The following is a 21,116-nucleotide window of genomic DNA, read 5'->3' on the forward strand; positions in this document are numbered from 1 at the left end:
GTCAAAAGGCTGTCTAGGGAAGACGTCCGGGTCAGCTCGTTCGAGGCTTCAATCCAAATCCGTGTTCTGACGTACAAGACGAGATTTGGAGAAGAGCTATCCTCTCAGCCTACTCGGAGCCCAATTACGTCAGGTCGGAACAGCGGAGTGTCCTGTCGGCAGGCATTTCGGAATGAGGAATTGATTGATGTACTTGCTGCCAATGATGTCAGCTAGCGCCGAAGTGTCGGATCGCCAAAAGCTTGTGTTTGGAGTGACTTCGGCCGCGCTCGGGTTCGCTCTGCAAGCCTTTCACTTGGAATCTTCGATTCCGGGACTTGCGCCGATGCTTTACGCCGTGGGCTTAACTCCTGCTCTAAACGCCAGGCACATCAGGCAGATTGCGCTTTCAGCTACCTGCGTTGCGATGCTTTCGTTGGTGGCGATCGCAATCGGACATGACCGTCTGCATCCAGGAACCACCGTGCCCGAGCTACTGGCTACTTGGGGTACGATCACAGCCATCACCGTGCTGCTGACCGTTGCGTTCCGCCTTAAATCGAAGGTCTCCGCACTCAGCAAAGAACTTGAGAAAGAGCGTCGCAGGTCTCAGGCGTTGTTCGATTTGAGTCCGGTGGCGTTGTGGGAACAGGACTACACGGACATCGTGAAGTTTGTAAGAAAACTGAGAGACGCCGGGGTAACAAGCGTTGCGGAGCATGCGGCACTTAACCCCGATTTTGTTAACACGGCTGCGAACCTGATAACGACCCGCGCTGTAAACCGCGCGGCTTTGGAGATGTTGGGCGCGGAAACCGAAGACGAGCTGCTTGGGTGTCTTCAGAAGTTCCTCTCAGAGGATACGTCACCGTTCATCGACGTGATGCAGGCAGTGCTTGACGACCAGCGTTGCTATGAAGGCACGGCCAAAATCCGAGGCCCTCGCGGTCGTGTTTGTACGGCCTATATCGCAATCCGCTTTCATAGTCGCGAGTGCGGGTCTGAACGCGTGATTGTTGGCATGATGGATGTCACAGAGCGTCAACAAATGATCTCTGATTTGAGGGAGGCGAATGTCCAGTTGGAGACCGCAAGAAGGTTCTCTGAAATGGGCATACTGGCGAGCACGATCGCCCACGAACTGAGCCAGCCCATAACAGGCGTCACCATGAATGCGCAGACCGCGTTACGCCGGTTGGCGGGTAAAGCAGATGTGGAGTCTGCGATACGCTCAATTGAGCTCGTGCTTCGAGACGGTCGACGGGCGGGTGAAATCATAGCGCTTACTCGTTCAAGAATGTCGTCTGGCACTTCGGTACCGGCGGGACCGGTTTGCCTTGACCGCCTCATCGAGGAAGTTGTCCAAATGATGCAGGAGGAATTGGTCGCATCGGGAGCGCGGGTGGAATTGCGCCTTGAAGGTAACGCAACCGAAGTTGCTGGGCCGCGAGTGGAACTGCAACAAATCTTGGTCAACCTGCTCTCAAATGCCGTGCACTCCGTAAGAGATACTGATGCGAAGAGAAAACGTGTCGTCATCAAAACGCAAACGCTTCCGTCAGGCGAAGTATCTGTACAGGTTTCCGATAACGGTGCCGGAATATCCGAACACATCGCTGACCGATTGTTCGCTCCCCTTGTCACGACCAAGAAAGACGGCATGGGCTTGGGACTTTCCATCGCCAAGAGTGCCGTCGAGCGCCGTGGCGGGCGGATCAAAGCCTGTAACAACCCTGGCGGAGGTGCAGCATTCGAATTCACGCTGCCGGAGTTTTCTAAGTCGTCGCAGAATTTTCAGGTGGGTTCAACACTATGACAGGAGCTGCTCCGCTCGTCTTCATAGTTGACGACGACGAGAGCGTGCGCGACGCGCTCTCCGATCTGCTACGGAGTGCGGGAATAGACAGCGTATCTTTTGGTCGCACAAGCGAGCTTTTGAATTACGCTCGGCCCGACCGACCCAGCTGTGTTGTCCTTGATGTCCAACTGCCCGACCTAAACGGCCTTGAGCTTCAGGAGCGGCTCGCGGCAGATAAACAGAACCTACCAATTGTTTTCATAAGCGGCTTCGGTGACGTCCCGACTTCGGTGCGCGCGATGAAGGCCGGAGCCGTCGACTTCCTGTCGAAGCCGTTAGACGCTGATGAACTCTTGGCGGCGATTGATAAAGCGATTGAGCTGAACCGCACAGGCCGAGAGGCTGCGCGACAACTGATTGAAATAGAGGCGCTTGTCGAGAGTTTGTCGCCTCGAGAAAAAGACGTTCTGCGTCGTGTATCATCCGGACTCCTCAACAAACAAATAGCGCACGAGCTCGGCTTGACTGAGGTCACCATCAAGGTGCATCGTGCCAACATGATGAGAAAAATGCAGGCAGGATCAATCATCGAACTCATACGCTTGATCGATCCCATCAAGGACCGCCTATAAACTCGCCCCTTTGAAAAATTGATTGATCACGTCGTAATCGACGGACGCTTCCCGCGTTGCGGAAGGGTCGATGTATTCGGTAGCCCACGCTCCATCCGCGTCGGGATAGACGATCTTCACCCGCGGCACAGTTGACCCCAGTGCGATTGCAGCAGACCTCGCGGCCGATAATGCAGTCTGAACCGTCGAAAATGGTGCCGACCAAACCTCATGAAGTCGATAAGCAAACCCCTCTGAACGCGGGGCTATTTGACACGTGATGTGCATGACGCCCGCTCCCTACAGTTAGGTGTGGTGGGAGTTGGCCTGCGTTTGCGTTCAGTATCCAACTCGAAGAAATAAACCCTGGCAGTGGGGGCGCTCGCCAAGAAATTGGTCGCAAGGATCAGGTACGCCACAAGGCACCCCATCGCTCCCATTACCAAGAATATCGGATATGTGGGGAAGGCCTCAGGAGGCTGTGTTCTCAACTGCCGTTGCATCGCTCCCTCCTAATCGTTGTTACGATGGAGAGCCTACGATCTCGGACGGCCGGGATATTGAATAATTAGCCAGAGGGTTGAACGCGGTCACGTTCTAACGCCGCATGGGAAAACCGAGCGCGCGATTGCTCATTTATTTTGAACATTGAGTTCCTTTCCTTTTGGCTTCCGCAAACGTGCTGTGCAGGCCATCTATTCCCTGCGCTCGCTTAGCCAGTCGCACAACGAATATCGGAAACATTCAAAACAACGGATTGGGCAGGTCGTACTGTTCGGCGGCCGGATTCATATCGGCAGCAGAAATTAACCGTTCGCGACGTCCAGCTGAACGCACCCAATTCCGAAAGGAACCAAGCCATGAAGGCGATCGCTGTAGCCGCAACTGCCGTTCTTCTCGCCTCGCCGAGCTATGCTGTGGAGCCAATACCGGGGAGTATTACCTACAAGCACCCCGCGCCGATCTATCTGCTAAAATCACCTGTTGGCAGCAAATTTTACCCCAGGTTCGCCATGGGAAACATGAAGATGGTTGAGACCTACGAAGTCCAAGCGGACCACAGCATCAAGCTAATCAGTCGAACTGTGCCTGCCGGCTTAGGAAAATCGTGAGCCGAACGAGCTTATGCGAACATCAATTCTAGCATTCAATTAAAGGTGCAAAAAATGACACCCACTCGTCGTAATTTCCTAACCGGAGCGACTGCATTAACCGCGGCGGCGTTTGCGGCTTCCGGCAATGGCAACCCTGCCAAAGCAAGCTCGACACCTAGCCCGATCCGGACAAAATCCAGCGCAACGCCGCTCCTGATCAAGGGCGGTACTATTATCACCATGGATGAAAAAACTGGCGATCTCGCTCGGGGCGACGTTCTCATCAAGGGCGACAAAATCGTCAAGGTCGCTCCCGAGATAGAAGCCTCTAACGCCGAGGTTTTGGACGCGGCTGGCAAGATCATTATCCCGGGGTTCGTGGATACCCATCGTCACGCCTGGGAAGGCCAGCTACGTCGCGTAAACCCGAACTCTGCTGATCTCATGAACTATCTTGAAGGGACGCACCTGTCTTTTGCGACGAAGTACAGGCCGGAGGACATGTACATCGGTAATTTGTTGACTGCTCTCGGGTGCATTGACGCTGGCATCACAACGATTATCGACAATTCCCACAACAGCCGATCAATCGATCATGCGAGAGCGGCAGTCGAAGCGTTGCGAGAAGCTGGCATCCGCGCCGTGCACGCCCCAGGTGCGCCGCTCGCCGGAAATTGGGAAAAAGACAGTTGGTACGATGATCTCGCCGTCTTGCAGAAGGAGAAGTTCTCTGACGCCGGCGATCTTGTTACCATGGCAATGATGACCGCCCCAGATGCGGATCAATGGGCCGTGGGGCGCAAGTTAGGTCTTGATCTCGTCACCGAGTTCTTCGGCAAGGAAATGTCGGACATGCTGGTCGGCTTCCAGAAAGCCGGAGCACTTGGCAAGGACAACATATTCAATCACTGCACCGGGTTGAGCAGCGAAGCTTGGCGCATCATTGCGGAGCAGGGGGTGAGGGTGGACGTCTGCCCAAGGTCGGACGCTCACTGGGCCCTTGAATCCGGCTTCTTCGGGTATCAGGACGCAATTGATCACGGTCTCCGTCCCGGCTTCAGCATTGACAATGAGAGTGCTTACGGCGGCGACATGTTTACGGAGATGCGCACGGCTTTCTATCTTCAACGCAGCGCAGCGCAGACCAAAAAGGTCCGTGGCGACAAGGACGCGCCGAAGCCCGTCTCAATGCGCGATGTCCTCCGCGCAGCAACGATTGACGGTGCCCGCGTAGCTGGGCTCGACGGCAAAATTGGCAGTCTAACGGCTGGCAAGCAAGCCGATATCGTCATCATAAACGCGAACGATATCAACCTCTATCCGTCGGCGAATGCTGTCGGGACTGTCGCAGGCGCTGCGGATCGTGGGAATGTGGAGACGGTCATCGTCGGTGGAACGATCCGTAAAAGCGGTGGAAAGCTGACGGGTGTTGATATGCCGAAAATCCACCGCGCGACCAATAGCTCGCGATCCTACCTCTTCGAAGCGGTCGGCTTCCGTGACGATATCTTCGCCGAGGAGTTCGCACTTCACCCTTGATTTGGAGAGCACGATGTTAGGGTTCTATTTTGCACTGGCCGTTGTCGCGGGATGTGCGATTTCCGTTCAAGCAGCGGTCAACGCACAGCTATCCGCCGGGATCGGTGGAAACGTCTTCAGTGCGGCATTTTACTCCTTCGCCACAGGGGCGATCGCACTCGGAATAATCGCGTTTTTGCATGGCGGGATGACGACAGCGTTGTCACTCATTCCGTCGCAAGCACCCTGGAAATTGGTGGGTGGTCTGCTTGGGGCCGGCGCGATCTTTTGCACCGTTTTCCTCGCCCCCAAAATCGGTCTGGCAAACCTCTTCATCCTGATCGTTGCGGGGCAACTGGGGACGTCCCTAGTCATCGATAACTTTGGACTTCTGAACGCTGCGTTGCGTCCCATTAGTGCAATCAAGTTGACCGGAGCTTTGTTCGTCGTTGGGGGCGCACTCGTGACCCTCTTCGGCGACCGTGCTCTCAGTTGGTTTGGTCACGCCGCTTGAAACAACCAAGAACGTAGGTCGCAGGTTTCTGAAGAACCTGCGACGAACACAACGCTCCTATAAACATTTATGAAGGATCGATTATGTCGTTCGACAGCAAACTGGAAAAGGGAAAAGCGTTGTTCGAAGAACTCGCTGGCTTTCCTGCACAGGCATTCATCGATAGTCTCGATGGCATTTCTCCCGACTTTGCTCGAAGGGCGCTTGAATGGGAATTTGGTGATGTCATGGCCACTACGAGCCTAGACCGCCGCATGCAGGAGGCGGTCGCAATCGCAACGTTCGCGACCCTCGGCGCGACTGCAGCTCCGATCCTGAAGTTCAGGATTGGCACGGCGTTAAAAGCTGGTCTGACGAAGATGGAGATCGTCGACATTCTGAACCAGGTTGCGCTCGGTGTGGGTTTGCCTGCCGGGATCGCAGCGTTGCGTGTCGCGGAAGAGGTGTTCGGGGAGTGAGTTCGAGTTGACGAGCGCGCGTATAGCCACAAGCCGCAATTGCTGAAAGGCGACTGCGAAAGGAGTCTCCCTCACCATACTCGCGTATAGTTGTTTTGCGTTTCGATATCTGATCGGAATCCCGGTGCACGGGGCAGTGCGGTGTCATTGTGAGAGGCCGCACTTAGCCTTGCTGTGTGATGGATCAGATGGGGAGTTGCGCGATGGAAGGCAGCACAGACTATCTCTTAGTGCTCTTCAATCAGCCCATCGTGCAATTTGCCATACTCGTCGTCTTCAGGTTGCTTGCGCGTCTTCTGACAGGCGAGAGTGGCGCTGGGAAGCTGGTCGCCAACCTTCTTTTCTTCGCGGCGCTAACGGCACTTTTGCTCTATCACCGTATCCCGCCTTACGTTCCCGATATATCTCCGGACAATGTTTCTGACCGGGTAGCATCAGGCTTATTGAAAGCAATCTGGTGGGGAGGTGGTGCTATGCTACTTGCCAGCCTCGTTCGCACATTTCTAATATTCGAGCGCAAGCCTAAAGAGGGGAGGCTACTTCAGGACCTTGTTGTCGGTTTAATCTACGTAGGCGCGACATTAAGTGTGATTTCCTACGTGTTCAGCCTACCTGTTCGTACGATCATCGCCACCTCCGGAGCGCTTGCGATTATTCTCGGTTTGGCGCTGCAAAGCACGCTGAACGACGTCTTCTCAGGTATCGCCCTGAACCTTGGTCGCCCGCTCTCAGTAGGAGACTGGATTGTTGTTGACGAGAACACGCAAGGGCGCGTCGTCGAGACGAACTGGCGGTCAACAGAACTCCTAAGTCTCACAAACGACCTCGTAGTTGTACCGAACAGCGTGCTAGCAAAAAGTCGCATCACCAATATCAGTGGTCCGGACAGGTCCCACGGCGCAACGCTGATTGTTCGCCTCCTGCCAAACAAGCCACCAGCAATCATCCTACAGGCGATGGAACGTGTTCTCCTCAGCAGTAACTCGATAATGAAGGCACCAGCACCATCTGCCAATATTCTGACGATGGATCGATCTTCGCTGGATGTAGAACTCTCTTTCCGTGTGGGAGATTTGGCGCAGGTACCCGCTGCTCGGAACGAGCTTTACGATCTTGTTTTCCGCCATGTTGAGGCAGCAGGTTTACAGCTTTCGGACCGTCCGGGCTCCATACATGTGTCGCAGACGCCAATTGAAAGCAAGGCAGCAACACAGTCTTCAGCGCGACGGTTGATGGACACCATTCAACTTTTTACGGCATTGACCCCAGAGGAGAAGGATGGTCTCGCCGCGACAATGAACAGGCTGACCTTTCGAAAGAACGATATCGTCGCACATCAGGGAACGGCGCTTACATCGCTTATGATCCTTCGCAGCGGTGTGATGGCGATCGAGGAGGCGGAAGAGGGAATAGTTGCTGAGCTTCAGCGACTTGCACCCGGAGATATCTTTGGCGAAAGAGGAGTCCTAATGGGGGCGCTTGAACTGGGGGACATCCGCGCGTTGACTGCGTCGGTCATCTACGAGATACCCAAGCAACGTTTGGCGGACATCATGCGGGATCGACCCGCAATTGCAGACGAGTTGGCTGCGCTCCTGTCGGCCCGGACACAAGCCGAAGAGCAGATGCGTATCATGTCAGCCAGAACCACTTCCAGTCATAACGCCAGCTCGCTGTCGGTGAAAATCAAACACCTATTTAGATTGTAAGCGAACAAACGTGCGTATTTCTGATAATCTAACCGATAGCTTTCTCCAAGTAACGACAGAAGGCATTGGCTAGCTGAATTTGTCTCGGCGTTTTACATTCAGCTTCAAATATTCGGGGTGAGGCGACCAAAATCGCTAGACATTTGGCGCGCGAGACGGCGACGTTGAAACGGTTCGCACTGTACAAAAACTCCATGCCTCGAGGGGCGTCGGTGTAGCTTGAGGTAGACATCGAGTAGATCGCGATAGGTGCTTCCTGACCTTGGAACTTGTCGACGGTTCCTACCCGGTAACCCGGTAGGCGTTTCTGTATCTCGAGAACTTGGGCGTTGTAGGGGGTGATGATGAGAATGTCGTCCTCCGATAGAAGGTGCTCTCTGCCTAGACGGTCAACCCATTTCGCCTTCGTTGACATAAGCGTCTTGACAATATGGACAATTTCGTCGGCCTCCTCGATTGAGGAACTTGTGTTGCCCCCGTGGTCGACGGGAACATATCTAAGACCCGCCCCGCTGAATCCACTATCGGAAAGCAACACCTGTCGCTTACAGCTCTCGACGCTTGAAAGTTTGGATTCGTAGAAAAGCTCGGAGTTAAACTCACAGATAGATGGGTGCATTCGCCAGCTGTTAGCCAGAAATAACCCTTGGGTAGGGCCAATCGTTTGTTTCCCGTTTAGAACGTGCTCAAGCGAGGAAACGCCAACGCCGTCCGGATGCGTACCCTGTGTAGGTTGATCGAGTTGTTGGGGATCGCCGAGTAGTACGAGACGCTTCGCAGCATGTGAGATAGCAAGGACGTTGGCTAGTGACATCTGCGCAGCTTCATCAACAAACAAGACGTCCAGAACCTCGAAAGCTTCCTCTCGAGCCCACGAAAAACTTGTCGCTCCGGCTACGTGGCATTGTCCCGATCTTAGTGAGCCGAATAGGTCAGGGTTATCCTTCGCCACCATTATTCTATCTGTCGCTTTTTCTGGGTTGTCGGAACCTGGCTTTTGAACGCAGTGGAGGTCTAATCCGATTTCACTGCTGGCCTCGACAACTTTGTCCAAAAGGTTCCGGATGACCTTGTGGCTGTTGGCCGTGATCCCGACTTTCTTGCCGTCCTTGACGAACTGGCAGATCATCTTCGCACCAGTGTGTGACTTTCCGGTCCCCGGCGGGCCTTGTATTGGAAGTACACCGCGTTCCATGGTCTGAGCGATCCTTACCGCCGCATCGAGCGTAGACTCGCCATCTTCTAAAAGCGTGCCGGATGATAGTGTGGGCGGCCGTCGAAGCAGCAGGTCCCGTGCGGCCTGGAATGGGCCGTCTATTGACATGCCCGCAGCTGCCACATGATCGCCAACCCTGATAAGAGCTGCAGCTTGTTCTTTAGCTTGGACGACCTCGTGCATAAAGACAGCCGCTGGATGAACGGAAAGTGTTGCTTTTGTCTTCTTGATATCAACCGTGCCATTCTCTGACGAGATGTCGATCACCTTACCAAAATTACCCCCGCCAACTTGCTGAAGCGATTTCCCCACCCGTACATCACTGTCCTGCGGGACGAAGGAATAACGGTGGATAGGAATTTTCGAGTTCCCATCCGGTATCTCTTCCAAGAAGACGAGACCAGAGAGTGCAGATTTTTCGTCCAGCAACTCCTCAACGCTCAATTCGGCGAGCCGAAAATACTCCCACCAAGTTGCTTTCTCTTCGCGACGATGCCAATCAAGCGTATTAGCCAAGACCCACTGGGATTGCTGCTCGTCATTTCTGTCAAGAGGGTCGACAGGGATACCGTCGAGAAGTCTTGCAGTAAGCTCGGCGACCTTTGCTTGTTGGTCTGAAATGTCGGTGCTTGCTGCGCCGTTCGATGGGGAAGGGCGTGATACCTCACTGCCGTTGGCAATTATCCTCTCACGTTGCCTTTCAAGCCAATCCCTAAGTGACATTGTTGAAATGCAGTCATCGCGATTGTAGCCTTCGATGATTTCTTTTTCCGCATCGCTGATTGATGCAACATCATCGAGCTCGATGGCAGCTTGAAAAGAAGTCAATGCTCGGTTGGCATCCCTCAATGGAACCGCGCGAATATACTCGTAGAAGTGCTCAAGTCGTTTGAGCGAGTAACTTTCAACACTCGCGCGTACTGAATTTCTAACGACGCTGTAGAGGTCTACGAACACCTGCCCACGTAAAAGTTGGTCTACCTCGCTCTCTCGAGAGGCGTATCTTCCCATCAAACGTTTCAAAGCCGCGGGCTCATAGGGTGCAAAATGGTAAATGTGGAGTTGGGGATATTCTCTAAGTCGTTCTGTCACGAAATCGACGAAACGCTCGAAGACTTCTTTCTCTGCAGCGCGATCAAATGCCCAGTCAGAGACATGAGTTATCTCGCGTTTTGCTCCCTCAAAACTATAGCCAAAAAGATATTCTAATCCGTGCTCCCCCACAAATGGATCACCTTCGATGTCGAAAAATATATCCCCTTCACTCGGTTCTGGGAGGGCGGCCAACCCAAAGCCAGGCAATACGGGCAGTAGTTCAAACTTTTGAGCGCCTTCGGATCGCGCCTCAAACTGAATCCTGGCTTGTTCTTTACTCCTTTCAAAGGACTGACGTGTCCCGCGTTCAGGCTTCCAGCGTGTTTCTAACTTGATCGTCGCAAGCTTGCCGAGTGTGTCTATTCCAATCTTGCGCAGCTCCACCATCTGATTTGTCGTGATGCCCGCGACATAACTCAGATGATCATCTTCCCGGCGGCGTTTTTCACAAACATCGAACCATCGACAGATGTCGCAGTGCATGTTCGGTTCAGGATAGCTGGTGTAGGTTCCCGAAGTACAGGCCATCTCTAGCGCTGATTTTGCCTTTCTGTAGTACGCTCCGTAATCTGCCATCCGGTACATTTTGGGGGTGTAATCGGACCAAGGTACAATAACGTAGGCGTTCTCCGGTGGAGCGTATTGTGTCGACGCCAGAAGATCGGAATAGAGACAGAGTTGAAGAACGGTCCCGCCTTTTGTTTCTTGGGCCAGTTTGGTGTCGTATACCTCGTAAGACCAAGAGCCAAAGCGGCTTGGCGTTTCAACGCGCCGGAGAATATCCGACCGTCCCGCCCACTGCCCTGCGCGCAGGGCACCTTGAATGATCACGTCAACACCACGGGTCATCGCGTCGATGGTGGCAGCTACGTTGCTATCCTCAATACTGACGCCCTCGACCGTCACAGTGGAAAGGCCGAGTTCGATCAAGCGTTTTATAAACGCCTGTTCGTGGCGGAAACCACGTTCTCGGAGTGTGTCAACAAACGGATCGTATGTAGTGGGCTTGCAGAGTTCCCCGTGAACCACTTTAAGGTCTAGGTTCGTCATATGATTGCAGTTAAGAAAGCCGACTAAGTCTGATGCACTGAGCTCGATTTTATTAGTTCTGCTCCTCAAAGTCCCCTCCAACATGTTTCTACAAATTCTGCGAGTCCAGGATTTTGAGCCTCTGGCATTCCAGCCACGGATAAGCTTCGACGGGCGTTGTTTTCAGGCGTAGTGAGTAGAACGCCGACTTCCAGATCGTTTCCAGGCCGATTGAACCGTTTGGTGTTTAACCGAAAGCCGCGATGTCAAATCCATTTCACGGGCATTTTACTCACCGGGTGCCAGTCTCCAAGTTAGTCCAAAACGGAAACTCAATCTCGCTCTTCTCTCTTGGTTACACAAGTACTCCGTGTATATTGTCACCAAGACAGGGGGTGGAGAATTTGCGAAGTCTAGCTTTGTTTTCATTGGCGCTGGGAATACTCTTACTTCCGTTAGGTGGGGAAGCGCTTTCCCAAAGCCGAACTCCAAGGGAAATCCAGCAGGCTTTGGCTGACAGAGGGTACGCTGTCGGCACAGTGGACGGTGTATGGGGACGACGCTCGATTGCTGCACTAAAGGCGTTCCAAACGAGTGAGGGCTTACCGACAACCGGCGTTGTCGATGAGACAACGCTGAAAGCCCTTGTGGCACCTCCACAACGTTCTGCAGGAGATACTGCGGCAACGAGTGAAAGTTCTCCTCCGTCTTTCGGAGTCGCTCCAAAGGTCGATCGCGCGAGTTTACCTCCCATTCAAGGCTCGACAGCCAATAAAACAATACCGACAAACGAGGCCCTGCCAGCTACAGAGATAAAACAGAACTCTGACGATGTTGAGCATGTAGGCGATTTGACACCTGCCGTAGACCCCAGTACGCCGTCCACGAGCGCTTCAGGAAATATTCTGCCACCTCCGCGCGCAGATGGTAATGAACCGTCGCGATCACGAGGGAACAAAGCAGCGTCTACTTTTGGAAAAGTCGCATTTTGGGGAGGTGTCATTCTTCTCGTAGTGGTGTGGCGGCGTGGGAGGAAGAAACGCGTTGCAAGTCCAAAAGCGATTCAACCGAGCACTATGCCTTATGTAGAAATCAGTACGACCAATCCTCGGCCGTTCGTCCAACACAAACACTCTGTGGCTGCGAGCGCCGAAACAGACAATGACACCTTGGTTGAGATCATCGCTCCGAGAACTCTTTCACCGGAATCCGGTACGGCGATTAAAAAGCCTGGGCCGCTTGCCACACACAACGAGCTGGTGAACGACTGGGTAACTCGGAATAGTGTGAAGGACGACCGTAGACCAGCAATGCCTCATACCAGAGGAAGTTCGGTATGGGTGGCACCTGAGAGCCCGATTACGGTTGGACCATTCACCATCACAAAAGGTCTTATCTACGTTGGCTCATCTCTACCTAAGCAAGGTGGGTGGAGCGACCAAGAAAACTGTTTAATTGACCCAAGGCAAAAAGTCGCGAAATCTGGTGATCCAAGTGGTGAGACGATGGGGTATTGGCCATCATACGCTCAGCTCACACCTTCAGCTAGATACTCTTACCTTGAATGGCTGGCCGGAGATCGGTCAAACCCAGAAACGTACATTGGATACATCTTCCTCTATTTCTATGGTCTTGAGCGTCGGTTGATGTTAGAGCCTCTAGCCTCGGGAAACGCCGAGGTCGTATCCGAAGTTCAAAGACTGCTTGAAATCTACGGTTATAATGGGTCGTTCAATCGCTACGCTAGCGAGTTGCTATCTGCGCAAGAGCTTAGAAGTGGCGAGCAGTCACCTTCGCTAATCGCGAGCCTGCAGCGAAATGGATACGAAGTCCCAACAGCCATAAAGATCGCGATTGGAGTTCGGGTCCGCGATAAGCGACCGATTGAGCCAGACTTGTTGTTGCGCTTTGTTCTGACCCACCCAGAGACCCGAGTGCGCACTCCCGCTAAACGTGCACCGGAGATACTCAGGACGCTTTTTATTGCCGCTGCGGAAGAACGTTATCCCGACGGCTACGTGATGAAGCCAGGACGAGTGAAGGCGTTGAAGAAGCGATACCGTGCCTGCAGCGGTACCTTCGAAGTCGATGTCGACGTACTCGGAGGTGCAATTCCTGACGTCACCGATCGTTCCGAACCCATCAATACCGCGAGAAAAATATTCGATAAATGTACCGATGAGTTGGAAGAGTTCAGTCGAGCAGTGGGTCGGTTACCGGGACTGAAGCCAAATCTATCAGCAATTTCGAAACTGCCCTCGTCTTTACGCCGAGGGGAGGCCGAAAATCTCGCCGGTTCGCCTGTAACTGTTTTGGATAACATTGCAAAACAACAGGCATTTGCGACAGTGGCACAAATTGCTTCCGTCACGGGGGTCAGCCTCGGAGATGCGCCGACGAAGGGAAAGCTGCGCGAAATCGCACAGCTATGTGCATCATTTAATCTAGGCGTCACATTCGATCCCGCCTTTGCTTTTAAGGTGGCGGCAGCAGACGACAAGGCAATTCTGTTTCCTCTACAATCCGATCAGGTTGGAGAAGCGACGTCGCGCTTCAGACAGCTTCAGCTTAGCCTAATGTTAGGTATGGTTGTTGGGTTCGCCGACGGTGACTTCCATGAAAATGAGCGAAACGCCATCCTCGAGAAAATATCGCAAGCTGTTGGTTTGACGGAAGATGACCGGCTGCGATTGATAGCCGAGGTGCGACTTAGTGAAACAAATCCAGAGAGGCTCGAAGATTGGATGAAACGTCTCAAAGACGTCCCGTCCGATGCACGGGAGGCAATTGCGGACGAACTGATAGTCATGGCTACGGCGGACGGTGAACTTCATGCGGAAGAAATCCGGAAGTTGGAGACAATATTCCGGCGAATGGGACTTCCAACAGACGACCTATACGACAGGCTACACGGTTCTAGTCGGATTCTGAAAGACACGAATGATGCCGCTGTTTCTAACGGCGTCAATCCAGGCGCGACGAGCCAGAGAATTGACCTTTCACGGCTGAAGAGTATTCGTTCTGAGACACTCGTAACCTCCAGCGTTCTTGCCGATATTTTCACTGAAGAAGAGGATGACGTCTCCGTCGCGGCAGATCAGATTCCAAGCGACGCGACCTCGTCCAGCGAACTTTTTGACGGCTTGGAGCAACGATTTGGACTCCTTCTGTCAGAGCTTGTCGCACGGCAGTCTTGGTCGGCCGCTGACTTCGAGCATTTGGTGCGCGATGCGGGCCTAATGCCTGGCGCTGCTAAGGAAGCAATCAATGAATGGGCTCTGGATCGTTTTGACGACCTCCTTATCGAGGGTGACGATCCGGTCGGTATCAACATGCATCTACTGACATCTACATCTGTGACGCAATCTGAACAAGTTAAAGAAAGCCTATCCGCATGACCGTTAAACCGCCAGCCATCAAACCACGTGACCGCGATACAATCATAAATGCTCTGCGGGCAGGTGTTGTGCCGCGGCTCGGTTTACAGCATATCCAAGTCGGACGGCAACGAGAGATCGAAGCCGTAATCCGCGATATCACGCGCATAGGGCAGGGTGGGGCAAGTATCCGGTTTGTTATCGGGTCCTACGGCGCAGGTAAAACTTTCTTCCTTTTCCTCGTTCGGCAGATCGCCCTTCAAAGTAAGCTAGCGGTTTGTCAGGCAGACCTCTCACCGGACCGTCGCATCCACGCCTCAAACGGCCAAGCGCGCTCTCTATATGCTGAGTTAGCCAGAAGTCTCTCAACCCGAACTGCCCCAGACGGTGGGGCTATAAGAAACATTCTTGAGAGCTATATCCAGAAGGCGACTGAACGAGCAGTTGCTTCCGGTATTCCGGTGGAGGCTGCGGTCAAAAACGGTCTCGGCGACATCAGGGAGATGGTAGGGGGGTACGACTTCGCTACGGTCGTCGCTGCCTATGCCCGGGGATATGAGGAAGGCAACAATACTTTACAGGATAATGCTCTGCGGTGGTTGAGAGGAGAATATACAACAAAGACCGAGGCACGCACCGATCTTGGTGTACGGACGATAATAGACGACGCGGCATTCTACGATGGTCTTCGTCTCCTTGCTCGTTTCGTTCGGATTGCTGGCTTCGGTGGATTGCTTGTGACGTTGGACGAACTGGTCAATTTATACAAATTGCAAAACGCTCAAGCTCGAAGACAAAACTACGAGCAAATATTGCGAATCCTAAATGATGTGTTGCAAGGCACCACTGAGGGTATCGGGTTCATCCTCGGAGGAACGCCGGAATTTTTGCTCGACACACGGCGCGGCCTTTACTCGTACGAAGCCCTTCAAAGCAGGCTTGCCGAGAATAGCTTTGCCGTTGGTGGACTAACTGATTACTCGGGACCCGTAATCAATCTACCCAGCCTCACTCCTGAAGAGTTGTTTCACTTGCTCGAGCGCTTACGTGATGTGTTTGCCGGTGGTGACGCAAATAAATATTTGGTTCCCGACGACGCGCTCATAGCGTTCATGGATCATTGTTCAAACACAATCGGTGACGCCTACTTCCGCACTCCACGTAATACAGTCAAAGCTTTCGTCGATCTGCTGGCAGTGCTCGAGCAGAACCCGGAAGTGCGATGGAATGAAATTTTGACGGAGGTCTCCGTGCTTGAAGACCGGCAGGGTTCGATCGACCAAGAGGAAACAGAAGATTCCGATGAAGGTGATGACGAACTTGCCACGTTCCGCCTTTGACAGCCTTAGCCCACTCGTTCAAAAGTGGATTTGGCAGCAGAAATGGCAGCGGCTCCGCGATGTCCAGGAGAAGGCCATACCTGCGGTCTTGAACGGCGGTGACGTCGTCATTTCTGCTCGAACGGCGGCTGGAAAGACAGAGGCGGCAATGTTGCCGTTACTTACCCGAGTCTTAGCCAAAGATAATTGGGACGGCTTCGCCGTATTATATGTCAGTCCTCTCAAAGCATTGATAAACGATCAGTACCGTCGTTTGGAAAGCCTATGTGAAGCGTGCGATATCCCACTTCACAAGTGGCATGGCGACGTGTCAGCCGACATTAAGGCAAAGGCACGAAAGCGCCCTAGCGGTATCGTCTTGATCACGCCCGAGTCTCTCGAAGCTTTGCTAGTGCGACGAGGTCGGGAAATTCGTTTCCTGTTCGCATCGCTTGATGCGGTCGTAATCGACGAGTTGCACGCTTTCATTGGAAGTGAGCGCGGCATGCAGTTGCAATCCATTCTGACCCGTATCGAAGTTGCCTGCGGCCGGGATCGCATTGATCGGATAGGTTTATCGGCAACGTTGGGAGACATGCAACTCGCCGCTGAAGCGCTAAGACCTTCTCAGGGAGCACAGGTGGTTCGGATAGAGGGAGATGATGAAGGGAGCGGCGTAAGACTGCAAGTGAGGGGGTATTACTCTGGAGAACCAGAACCTGGGACTGTTGCAATTGATGGCGACAATGAACTGACAGACTATGACAGAGGCGGGGATGAAGCCGAGATTCACGGCATTCCAGATCGATTGGCGACTGACATATTTCGTTTTCTCCGAGGCAGACGGAATCTGATTTTTGGTGGGTCGCGCCAAAGAGTGGAGCTGTTCGCTGATCGGCTTAGGAGGATGTGTGAAGGCCAGCGAGTCCCAAACGAGTTTTTCCCGCACCATGGTAGCCTCTCGAAGGAAGTGAGAGAGGACGTCGAGGTTCGGCTGAGGGATGATCCGAGGCCGACAACGGCGGTTGCAACGACGACACTCGAGTTGGGCATCGACATAGGCGACGTTGAAAGCGTCGCGCAGATCGGGCCGGGGTTTTCTGTCTCGTCACTTCGGCAACGCTTGGGTCGCTCTGGTCGGCGCGCTGGAAGCCCGGCAATCATTAGAATTTTTGTCATTGAGCCGCCGCCCTCTCGCGGAGGGCATCCCCTAGATAGGCTGAACCTCGATCTGATTCAGTCTATCGCGATGATCGAGTGCTTAAAAGCGGGATGGTGTGAGCCCCCGTCGCCAACTGGTCTACATCTTTCAACACTACTCCATCAAGTGCTCGCCTTGGTCGTCCAGACGGGCGGTGTGCAGCCAGCTACTGCATGGAAGGTACTCTGTGAGCGGGGGCCCTTCAAAACGGTCGATAGGCCGCTTTTCGTCGACTTACTGAAGTGCATGGGTTCAGAGGAAAACAAGCTGCTTGAACAATCGCCTGATGGACTGCTAATGATTGGAGCCAGTGGCGAAAAGATCACTGAATCATACGAATTTTATCCAGTATTCGTGACACCACGCGAGTACCGAATATTGAACGATAACCGTGTTCTGGGCACTTATCCGCTCGACTCGGGTCTGAAAGCCGGCGAGACGTTGATCTTTTCGGGGAGGCGCTGGCGGGTTATCACCGTTGATGACGCGGCCCGGATTATACACGTGAAGGCAGCCAAGGGGGGGAAACCCCCAAAGTTCATCGGAACGGGCGGCGCTATTCATGACCGTGTAGTGCAGGAAATGCGTAGTGTTCTCAGTGGAGACGAACGCTTCCCATACATTGATAGCTTCGCTCAAGAGATGCTGAATGATGCAAGGGCAACATATAACGAGCTTGGTTTAGGAAGCTCATCGACTATTGAGTTTGGCGATGGCGTGATTGTGTTGCCGTGGGTTGGGACTAGAAAGCTGAAGACGCTTTCACTGGCATTGCAGAGTGCGAATTTTCAGATCACGGAAGTCAACCACGGTATCGAACTCACTGCCTGCACCGCCGACGGCGTACGAACACATCTACGGGACCTAGCTGCGGGGAAAGTGCCGTCCGTCGCAACGTTGATGAGCGGCGTTTCTCAGCCCCATGTGGCCAAGTTTGATTCCTTTCTCACCTTGGAGTTGATGACGGCGCTTACGATCACGGAACGTCTGGAATATGAGGCTTTGCCTGAGATAGCCGCTAATATGGTCTTGTGATCTGGTTGTCTGTCCAACCTCGGTTCACGTTTGCCTCCGAGCGCTTTGGATGAGGCGCGTTTATGTCTTCAACGTGTCACATCTCTCGGAGAAACATCTGTACCCTAAAAGTTTTCATCAAAAGTCTGTTCCCGCAGGAGTAGTTTAAGTTTTGGTCAGACATCCGGTTTAGTCAAAGAGCGTTATTTATGAGGGAACTCGGATGACGGCACTGATCAAAAGTTTTAAAACTCGCTACGTTTTTTATGTTGAGTTGGTAAGCAACGACATATTGTTGGGTACGGGGCAGCTTACCTCAAAATTCGATGTAGCCGACTTTTCCGCAAATGATGACGTCCATGTTGCTCTCGATGACTTCGATGGGTTCGATTGTGTGGGTGCGGATGATCTTCCCGGCTATGTAGCTGTAACTTTCTTCCGCGTCGTGAATGGCCGCAAAATCTGGTTGCGCTCCTACCTCTATGGGCCTGGAGGATACATAGGTGATTTCTCTTTGCCTGCAGGAGCTTTGCAGGCGGCGAGGGTTCAGCGTGACAAACACAACCGCATGTATGGTATGTGAAGTGGTATCACCTAGCTGTGCCGAGGCCCATCTCGAGCAGCTTGACGTTGAAAGGATGTTCTTTTTTTAGCATGCTTTGCCGACCATGCGTTTGTTCATAGGCTAGATTGTTCTCTACCCGCCCTTTGAATTCGGAAAAGCGGAGCTTCAATGCTTCGCTCCCATCGAGTCGAACCTTCTCCGTAAATGCGGAAATCAGGTGCTTTTGCGTCGCGCAACTACCCGTCTCTTCCGCAAAGCCTAAGCGTTCAATCAAGAGTTCTTCCCACGGTTTCACCTTGCCTCGCCAAATTCGTCTGTCGTCTTTCTCTATTTTGTACAGTTCGACGGCCGGCGCAAATCCAGCCTCCAGGGCGATGACGGCACGTCACGCTGCAGCCTGAACGTTCGCTTTGGGTGCAATTGCTTAACGAGTGGCTGGAAACAAAAGAATGTCGTGAATTATACATATAGTACAAATAATCAAAATCTAGTGCAATATGAGAAATTTGTCTGCGGTAAAGTAAATGTCTGTATCTTGTATTATAATTTAAATACTTTTGCGTTGAATAATGCTTCTTAAATATTATATTTTTTAGCCATCGATCTATCGATGATCGTTGATTTTCGATTTGCAACTGGCAAAATCAAAAAAAAAGCTAAGGTCGTTTTGGTGACTCCCGGTCAGAATCCGTGACTCCTTACACCATTCCTGCCTGTTATCGCTTGCATTTCAAGATTTGCAGGTATATACCCGCAATATGTCGAGCGATTCCTGTCATTGCATCCTTTTGCGCAAAGCCTCTCGTCGCATCTCGTCCTATTATGACGAGGCGCTGGCGCCGCTTGGCGTGAACATCGGTCAATTCAGCCTGCTGCGCAACATCAACCGTGTGGCACCGGTGTCGCTGACGGACCTTGCCGCCCGTGTGGAGCTGGACCGTTCGACCGTCGGGCGCAATGCCAAGGTTTTGGAGCGCATGGGGCTTGTGGCCTTCGGCCACGGCGAGGACCAGCGCGAGGCGATGCTGACAATCACGGAACAGGGCCATGCGATTCTGACAGAAGGCGCTCCGCTGTGGGACGGCGTTCAGGAGGATATCGAAACCCGTCTGGGGCCGGAAAAGACGAAACAGCTGCAGGAACTGCTTTCGGCGCTTTGATATTTTTATGTAAAGCGGGTATATGCCCATAAAAACGGGTATGCACCCGTAAAATCCGCCGGAAGGCGATGAGGAAAGGGACCAACACGATGCTCTCCACACGCCTTGCAGGATGGATGGCCACCAGAAATCTCCACTACGGATGGCTGGTTGCCGCAACCACCTTCCTGACCATGCTGGCGACGGCTGGCGCCATGGGATCGGCCGGAGTGATGATCCAGCCGCTGCATCAGGAATTTGGCTGGGATATCGCCGATATCTCCACCGCTATGGCCGTGCGACTTGTGCTTTTCGGCCTGCTTGGGCCTTTCGCTGCTGCCTTCATGAACCATTTCGGTATCCGGCAGGTGGTTGTCACCGCGCTTGCGATGATCATGGGCGGCATCGTCGCCTCCCTGTTCATGACGCAGGTGTGGCAGCTTCTTCTTTTGTGGGGCGTGGTGATCGGCGTCGGCACTGGCATGACGGCGCTGGTGCTGGGCGCGACGGTCGCCAGCCGCTGGTTCACCAAACGCCGCGGGCTTGTCATCGGTTTGATGACGGCCAGCAACGCCACCGGCCAGCTCGTTTTTCTGCCGCTTCTTGCCGCGCTGACGGAAGCCTATGGATGGCGCACCGCGCTGACGCTGACCGTCGCCGTGATCGCCACGGCCATGGTGCTCGTGCTGCTCCTTATGCGTGACCATCCCGCCGATGTCGGTCTGCCCGCCTATGGCGAAACGGTGGTGGCAAAACCGCAGAAACAGGACCACAAATTCCTCGCGACGCTGGTGTCGCCGATCCTGACACTGAGAAGCGTTTCCGGAAATCCGGTGTTCTGGGTTCTGTTCGGCACGTTCTTCGTCTGCGGCCTGTCGACCAACGGGCTGATCCAGACCCACTGGATCTCGATCTGCGGCGATTTCGGCATGGCGGCGGTCACGGCGGCGGGAACGCTTGCGGTCATCGGCATCTTCGATTTCGTCGGCACGGTCTTTGCCGGGTGGCTGTCCGACCGGTTCGACAACCGCTTCCTGCTGTTCTGGTTTTACGGCCTGCGCGGCCTGTCGTTGATCTACCTGTCGTTCTCCGGTTTCAGCGTCATTGAACTGTCGATCTTCGCCGTATTTTACGGCCTGGACTGGGTGGCGACCGTGCCGCCGACCGTGAAGCTTGCCGCCGAGAACTTCGGGCGGGAAAAGGCTGGCCTCGTGTTCGGTTGGGTGTTTACCGGCCACCAGCTCGGCGCTGCCACCGCCGCCTTCGGCGCGGGTTTCTTCCGCAGCGATTTCGGCACCTATATGCCGGCGCTGCAGATCGCCGGACTGATGTGCATGATCGCGGCGATCTCCGTGCTGCTGCTGCGCAAGCCGGGGCAGACGACGCTTGCACCGCAGGCGGCCTGATTCGTCGACATTTGTTGAGTGCTCGCATTCTCATGCCGGGAATGCGAGCGGAACGGGAAGAAGCCGAAAAGCGA

The 21,116-nt window shown here is 53.6% G+C and carries 15 protein-coding genes; 13 read left to right on the forward strand and 2 right to left on the reverse strand.

The window, feature by feature from the left end; genetic code table 11:
- The first annotated feature begins 187 nt into the window (after window positions 1-187).
- From N7578_RS08155 to N7578_RS08185, 7 genes are all read left to right on the forward strand, one after another.
- Window positions 188-1,795 carry an ATP-binding protein gene (locus N7578_RS08155; RefSeq protein WP_311109772.1) on the forward strand — a complete coding sequence of 536 codons (1,608 nt, stop codon included), beginning with the start codon at window positions 188-190 and terminating at the stop codon, window positions 1,793-1,795.
- Window positions 1,792-2,409, forward strand: coding sequence for a response regulator (locus N7578_RS08160; RefSeq protein WP_311109773.1), 618 nt, complete (start codon window positions 1,792-1,794; stop codon window positions 2,407-2,409). The genes N7578_RS08155 and N7578_RS08160 overlap by 4 nt, the downstream gene beginning before the upstream one ends.
- Window positions 2,410-3,248: 839 nt before the next feature.
- Complete coding sequence (locus N7578_RS08165) at window positions 3,249-3,500, forward strand: hypothetical protein (RefSeq protein WP_311109774.1); 252 nt, start codon at window positions 3,249-3,251, stop codon at window positions 3,498-3,500.
- A gap of 54 nt (window positions 3,501-3,554) precedes the next feature.
- The gene (locus N7578_RS08170; RefSeq protein WP_311110088.1) at window positions 3,555-5,021 is read left to right on the forward strand and encodes an amidohydrolase family protein; all 1,467 of its coding nucleotides are present in this window, start codon (window positions 3,555-3,557) and stop codon (window positions 5,019-5,021) included.
- A 13-nt stretch (window positions 5,022-5,034) separates the two neighbouring features.
- The gene (locus N7578_RS08175; protein WP_311109775.1) at window positions 5,035-5,514 is read left to right on the forward strand and encodes a DMT family transporter; all 480 of its coding nucleotides are present in this window, start codon (window positions 5,035-5,037) and stop codon (window positions 5,512-5,514) included.
- 83 nt (window positions 5,515-5,597) lie between these two features.
- On the forward strand, window positions 5,598-5,972 hold the full coding sequence (locus N7578_RS08180) for a carboxymuconolactone decarboxylase family protein (RefSeq protein WP_311109776.1): 375 nt from the start codon (window positions 5,598-5,600) through the stop codon (window positions 5,970-5,972).
- A gap of 203 nt (window positions 5,973-6,175) precedes the next feature.
- Window positions 6,176-7,681 (forward strand): mechanosensitive ion channel family protein, encoded by a 1,506-nt coding sequence (locus N7578_RS08185; RefSeq protein ID WP_311109777.1) that lies wholly within the window; start codon window positions 6,176-6,178, stop codon window positions 7,679-7,681.
- 28 nt (window positions 7,682-7,709) lie between these two features.
- Here the strand turns inward: N7578_RS08185 and N7578_RS08190 are convergent, their stop codons facing one another.
- Entirely contained in the window at window positions 7,710-11,126 is a 3,417-nt protein-coding gene (locus N7578_RS08190; RefSeq protein WP_311109778.1) for a TM0106 family RecB-like putative nuclease, read from the reverse strand.
- A gap of 299 nt (window positions 11,127-11,425) precedes the next feature.
- Between N7578_RS08190 and N7578_RS08195 the strand changes: the two genes are divergently transcribed.
- The 4 genes from N7578_RS08195 (at window position 11,426) to N7578_RS08210 (ending at window position 18,515) form a co-directional block, all read left to right on the forward strand.
- Entirely contained in the window at window positions 11,426-14,419 is a 2,994-nt protein-coding gene (locus N7578_RS08195) for a TerB N-terminal domain-containing protein (protein ID WP_311109779.1), read from the forward strand.
- Window positions 14,416-15,738, forward strand: a complete 1,323-nt coding sequence (locus N7578_RS08200) for an ATP-binding protein (protein WP_311109780.1) — start codon at window positions 14,416-14,418, stop codon at window positions 15,736-15,738. Before N7578_RS08195 ends, N7578_RS08200 begins: the two co-directional genes overlap by 4 nt.
- Entirely contained in the window at window positions 15,701-17,953 is a 2,253-nt protein-coding gene (locus N7578_RS08205; RefSeq protein ID WP_311109781.1) for a DEAD/DEAH box helicase, read from the forward strand. Before N7578_RS08200 ends, N7578_RS08205 begins: the two co-directional genes overlap by 38 nt.
- Window positions 17,954-18,155: 202 nt before the next feature.
- Window positions 18,156-18,515 carry a hypothetical protein gene (locus N7578_RS08210; RefSeq protein WP_311109782.1) on the forward strand — a complete coding sequence of 120 codons (360 nt, stop codon included), beginning with the start codon at window positions 18,156-18,158 and terminating at the stop codon, window positions 18,513-18,515.
- A gap of 7 nt (window positions 18,516-18,522) precedes the next feature.
- Here the strand turns inward: N7578_RS08210 and N7578_RS08215 are convergent, their stop codons facing one another.
- On the reverse strand, window positions 18,523-18,771 hold the full coding sequence (locus N7578_RS08215; RefSeq protein WP_311109783.1) for a hypothetical protein: 249 nt from the start codon (window positions 18,769-18,771) through the stop codon (window positions 18,523-18,525).
- 484 nt (window positions 18,772-19,255) lie between these two features.
- Here N7578_RS08215 and N7578_RS08220 point away from each other — a divergent pair, with 484 nt between their 5' ends.
- The gene (locus tag N7578_RS08220) at window positions 19,256-19,657 is read left to right on the forward strand and encodes a MarR family winged helix-turn-helix transcriptional regulator (protein WP_311109784.1); all 402 of its coding nucleotides are present in this window, start codon (window positions 19,256-19,258) and stop codon (window positions 19,655-19,657) included.
- Between the two features lie 89 nt (window positions 19,658-19,746).
- On the forward strand, window positions 19,747-21,042 hold the full coding sequence (locus tag N7578_RS08225) for an MFS transporter (protein ID WP_311109785.1): 1,296 nt from the start codon (window positions 19,747-19,749) through the stop codon (window positions 21,040-21,042).
- Window positions 21,043-21,116 lie beyond the last annotated feature (74 nt).

This window comes from Agrobacterium tumefaciens, assembly GCF_031801495.1.
Classification (GTDB): Bacteria; Pseudomonadota; Alphaproteobacteria; order Rhizobiales; family Rhizobiaceae; genus Agrobacterium; species Agrobacterium tumefaciens_K.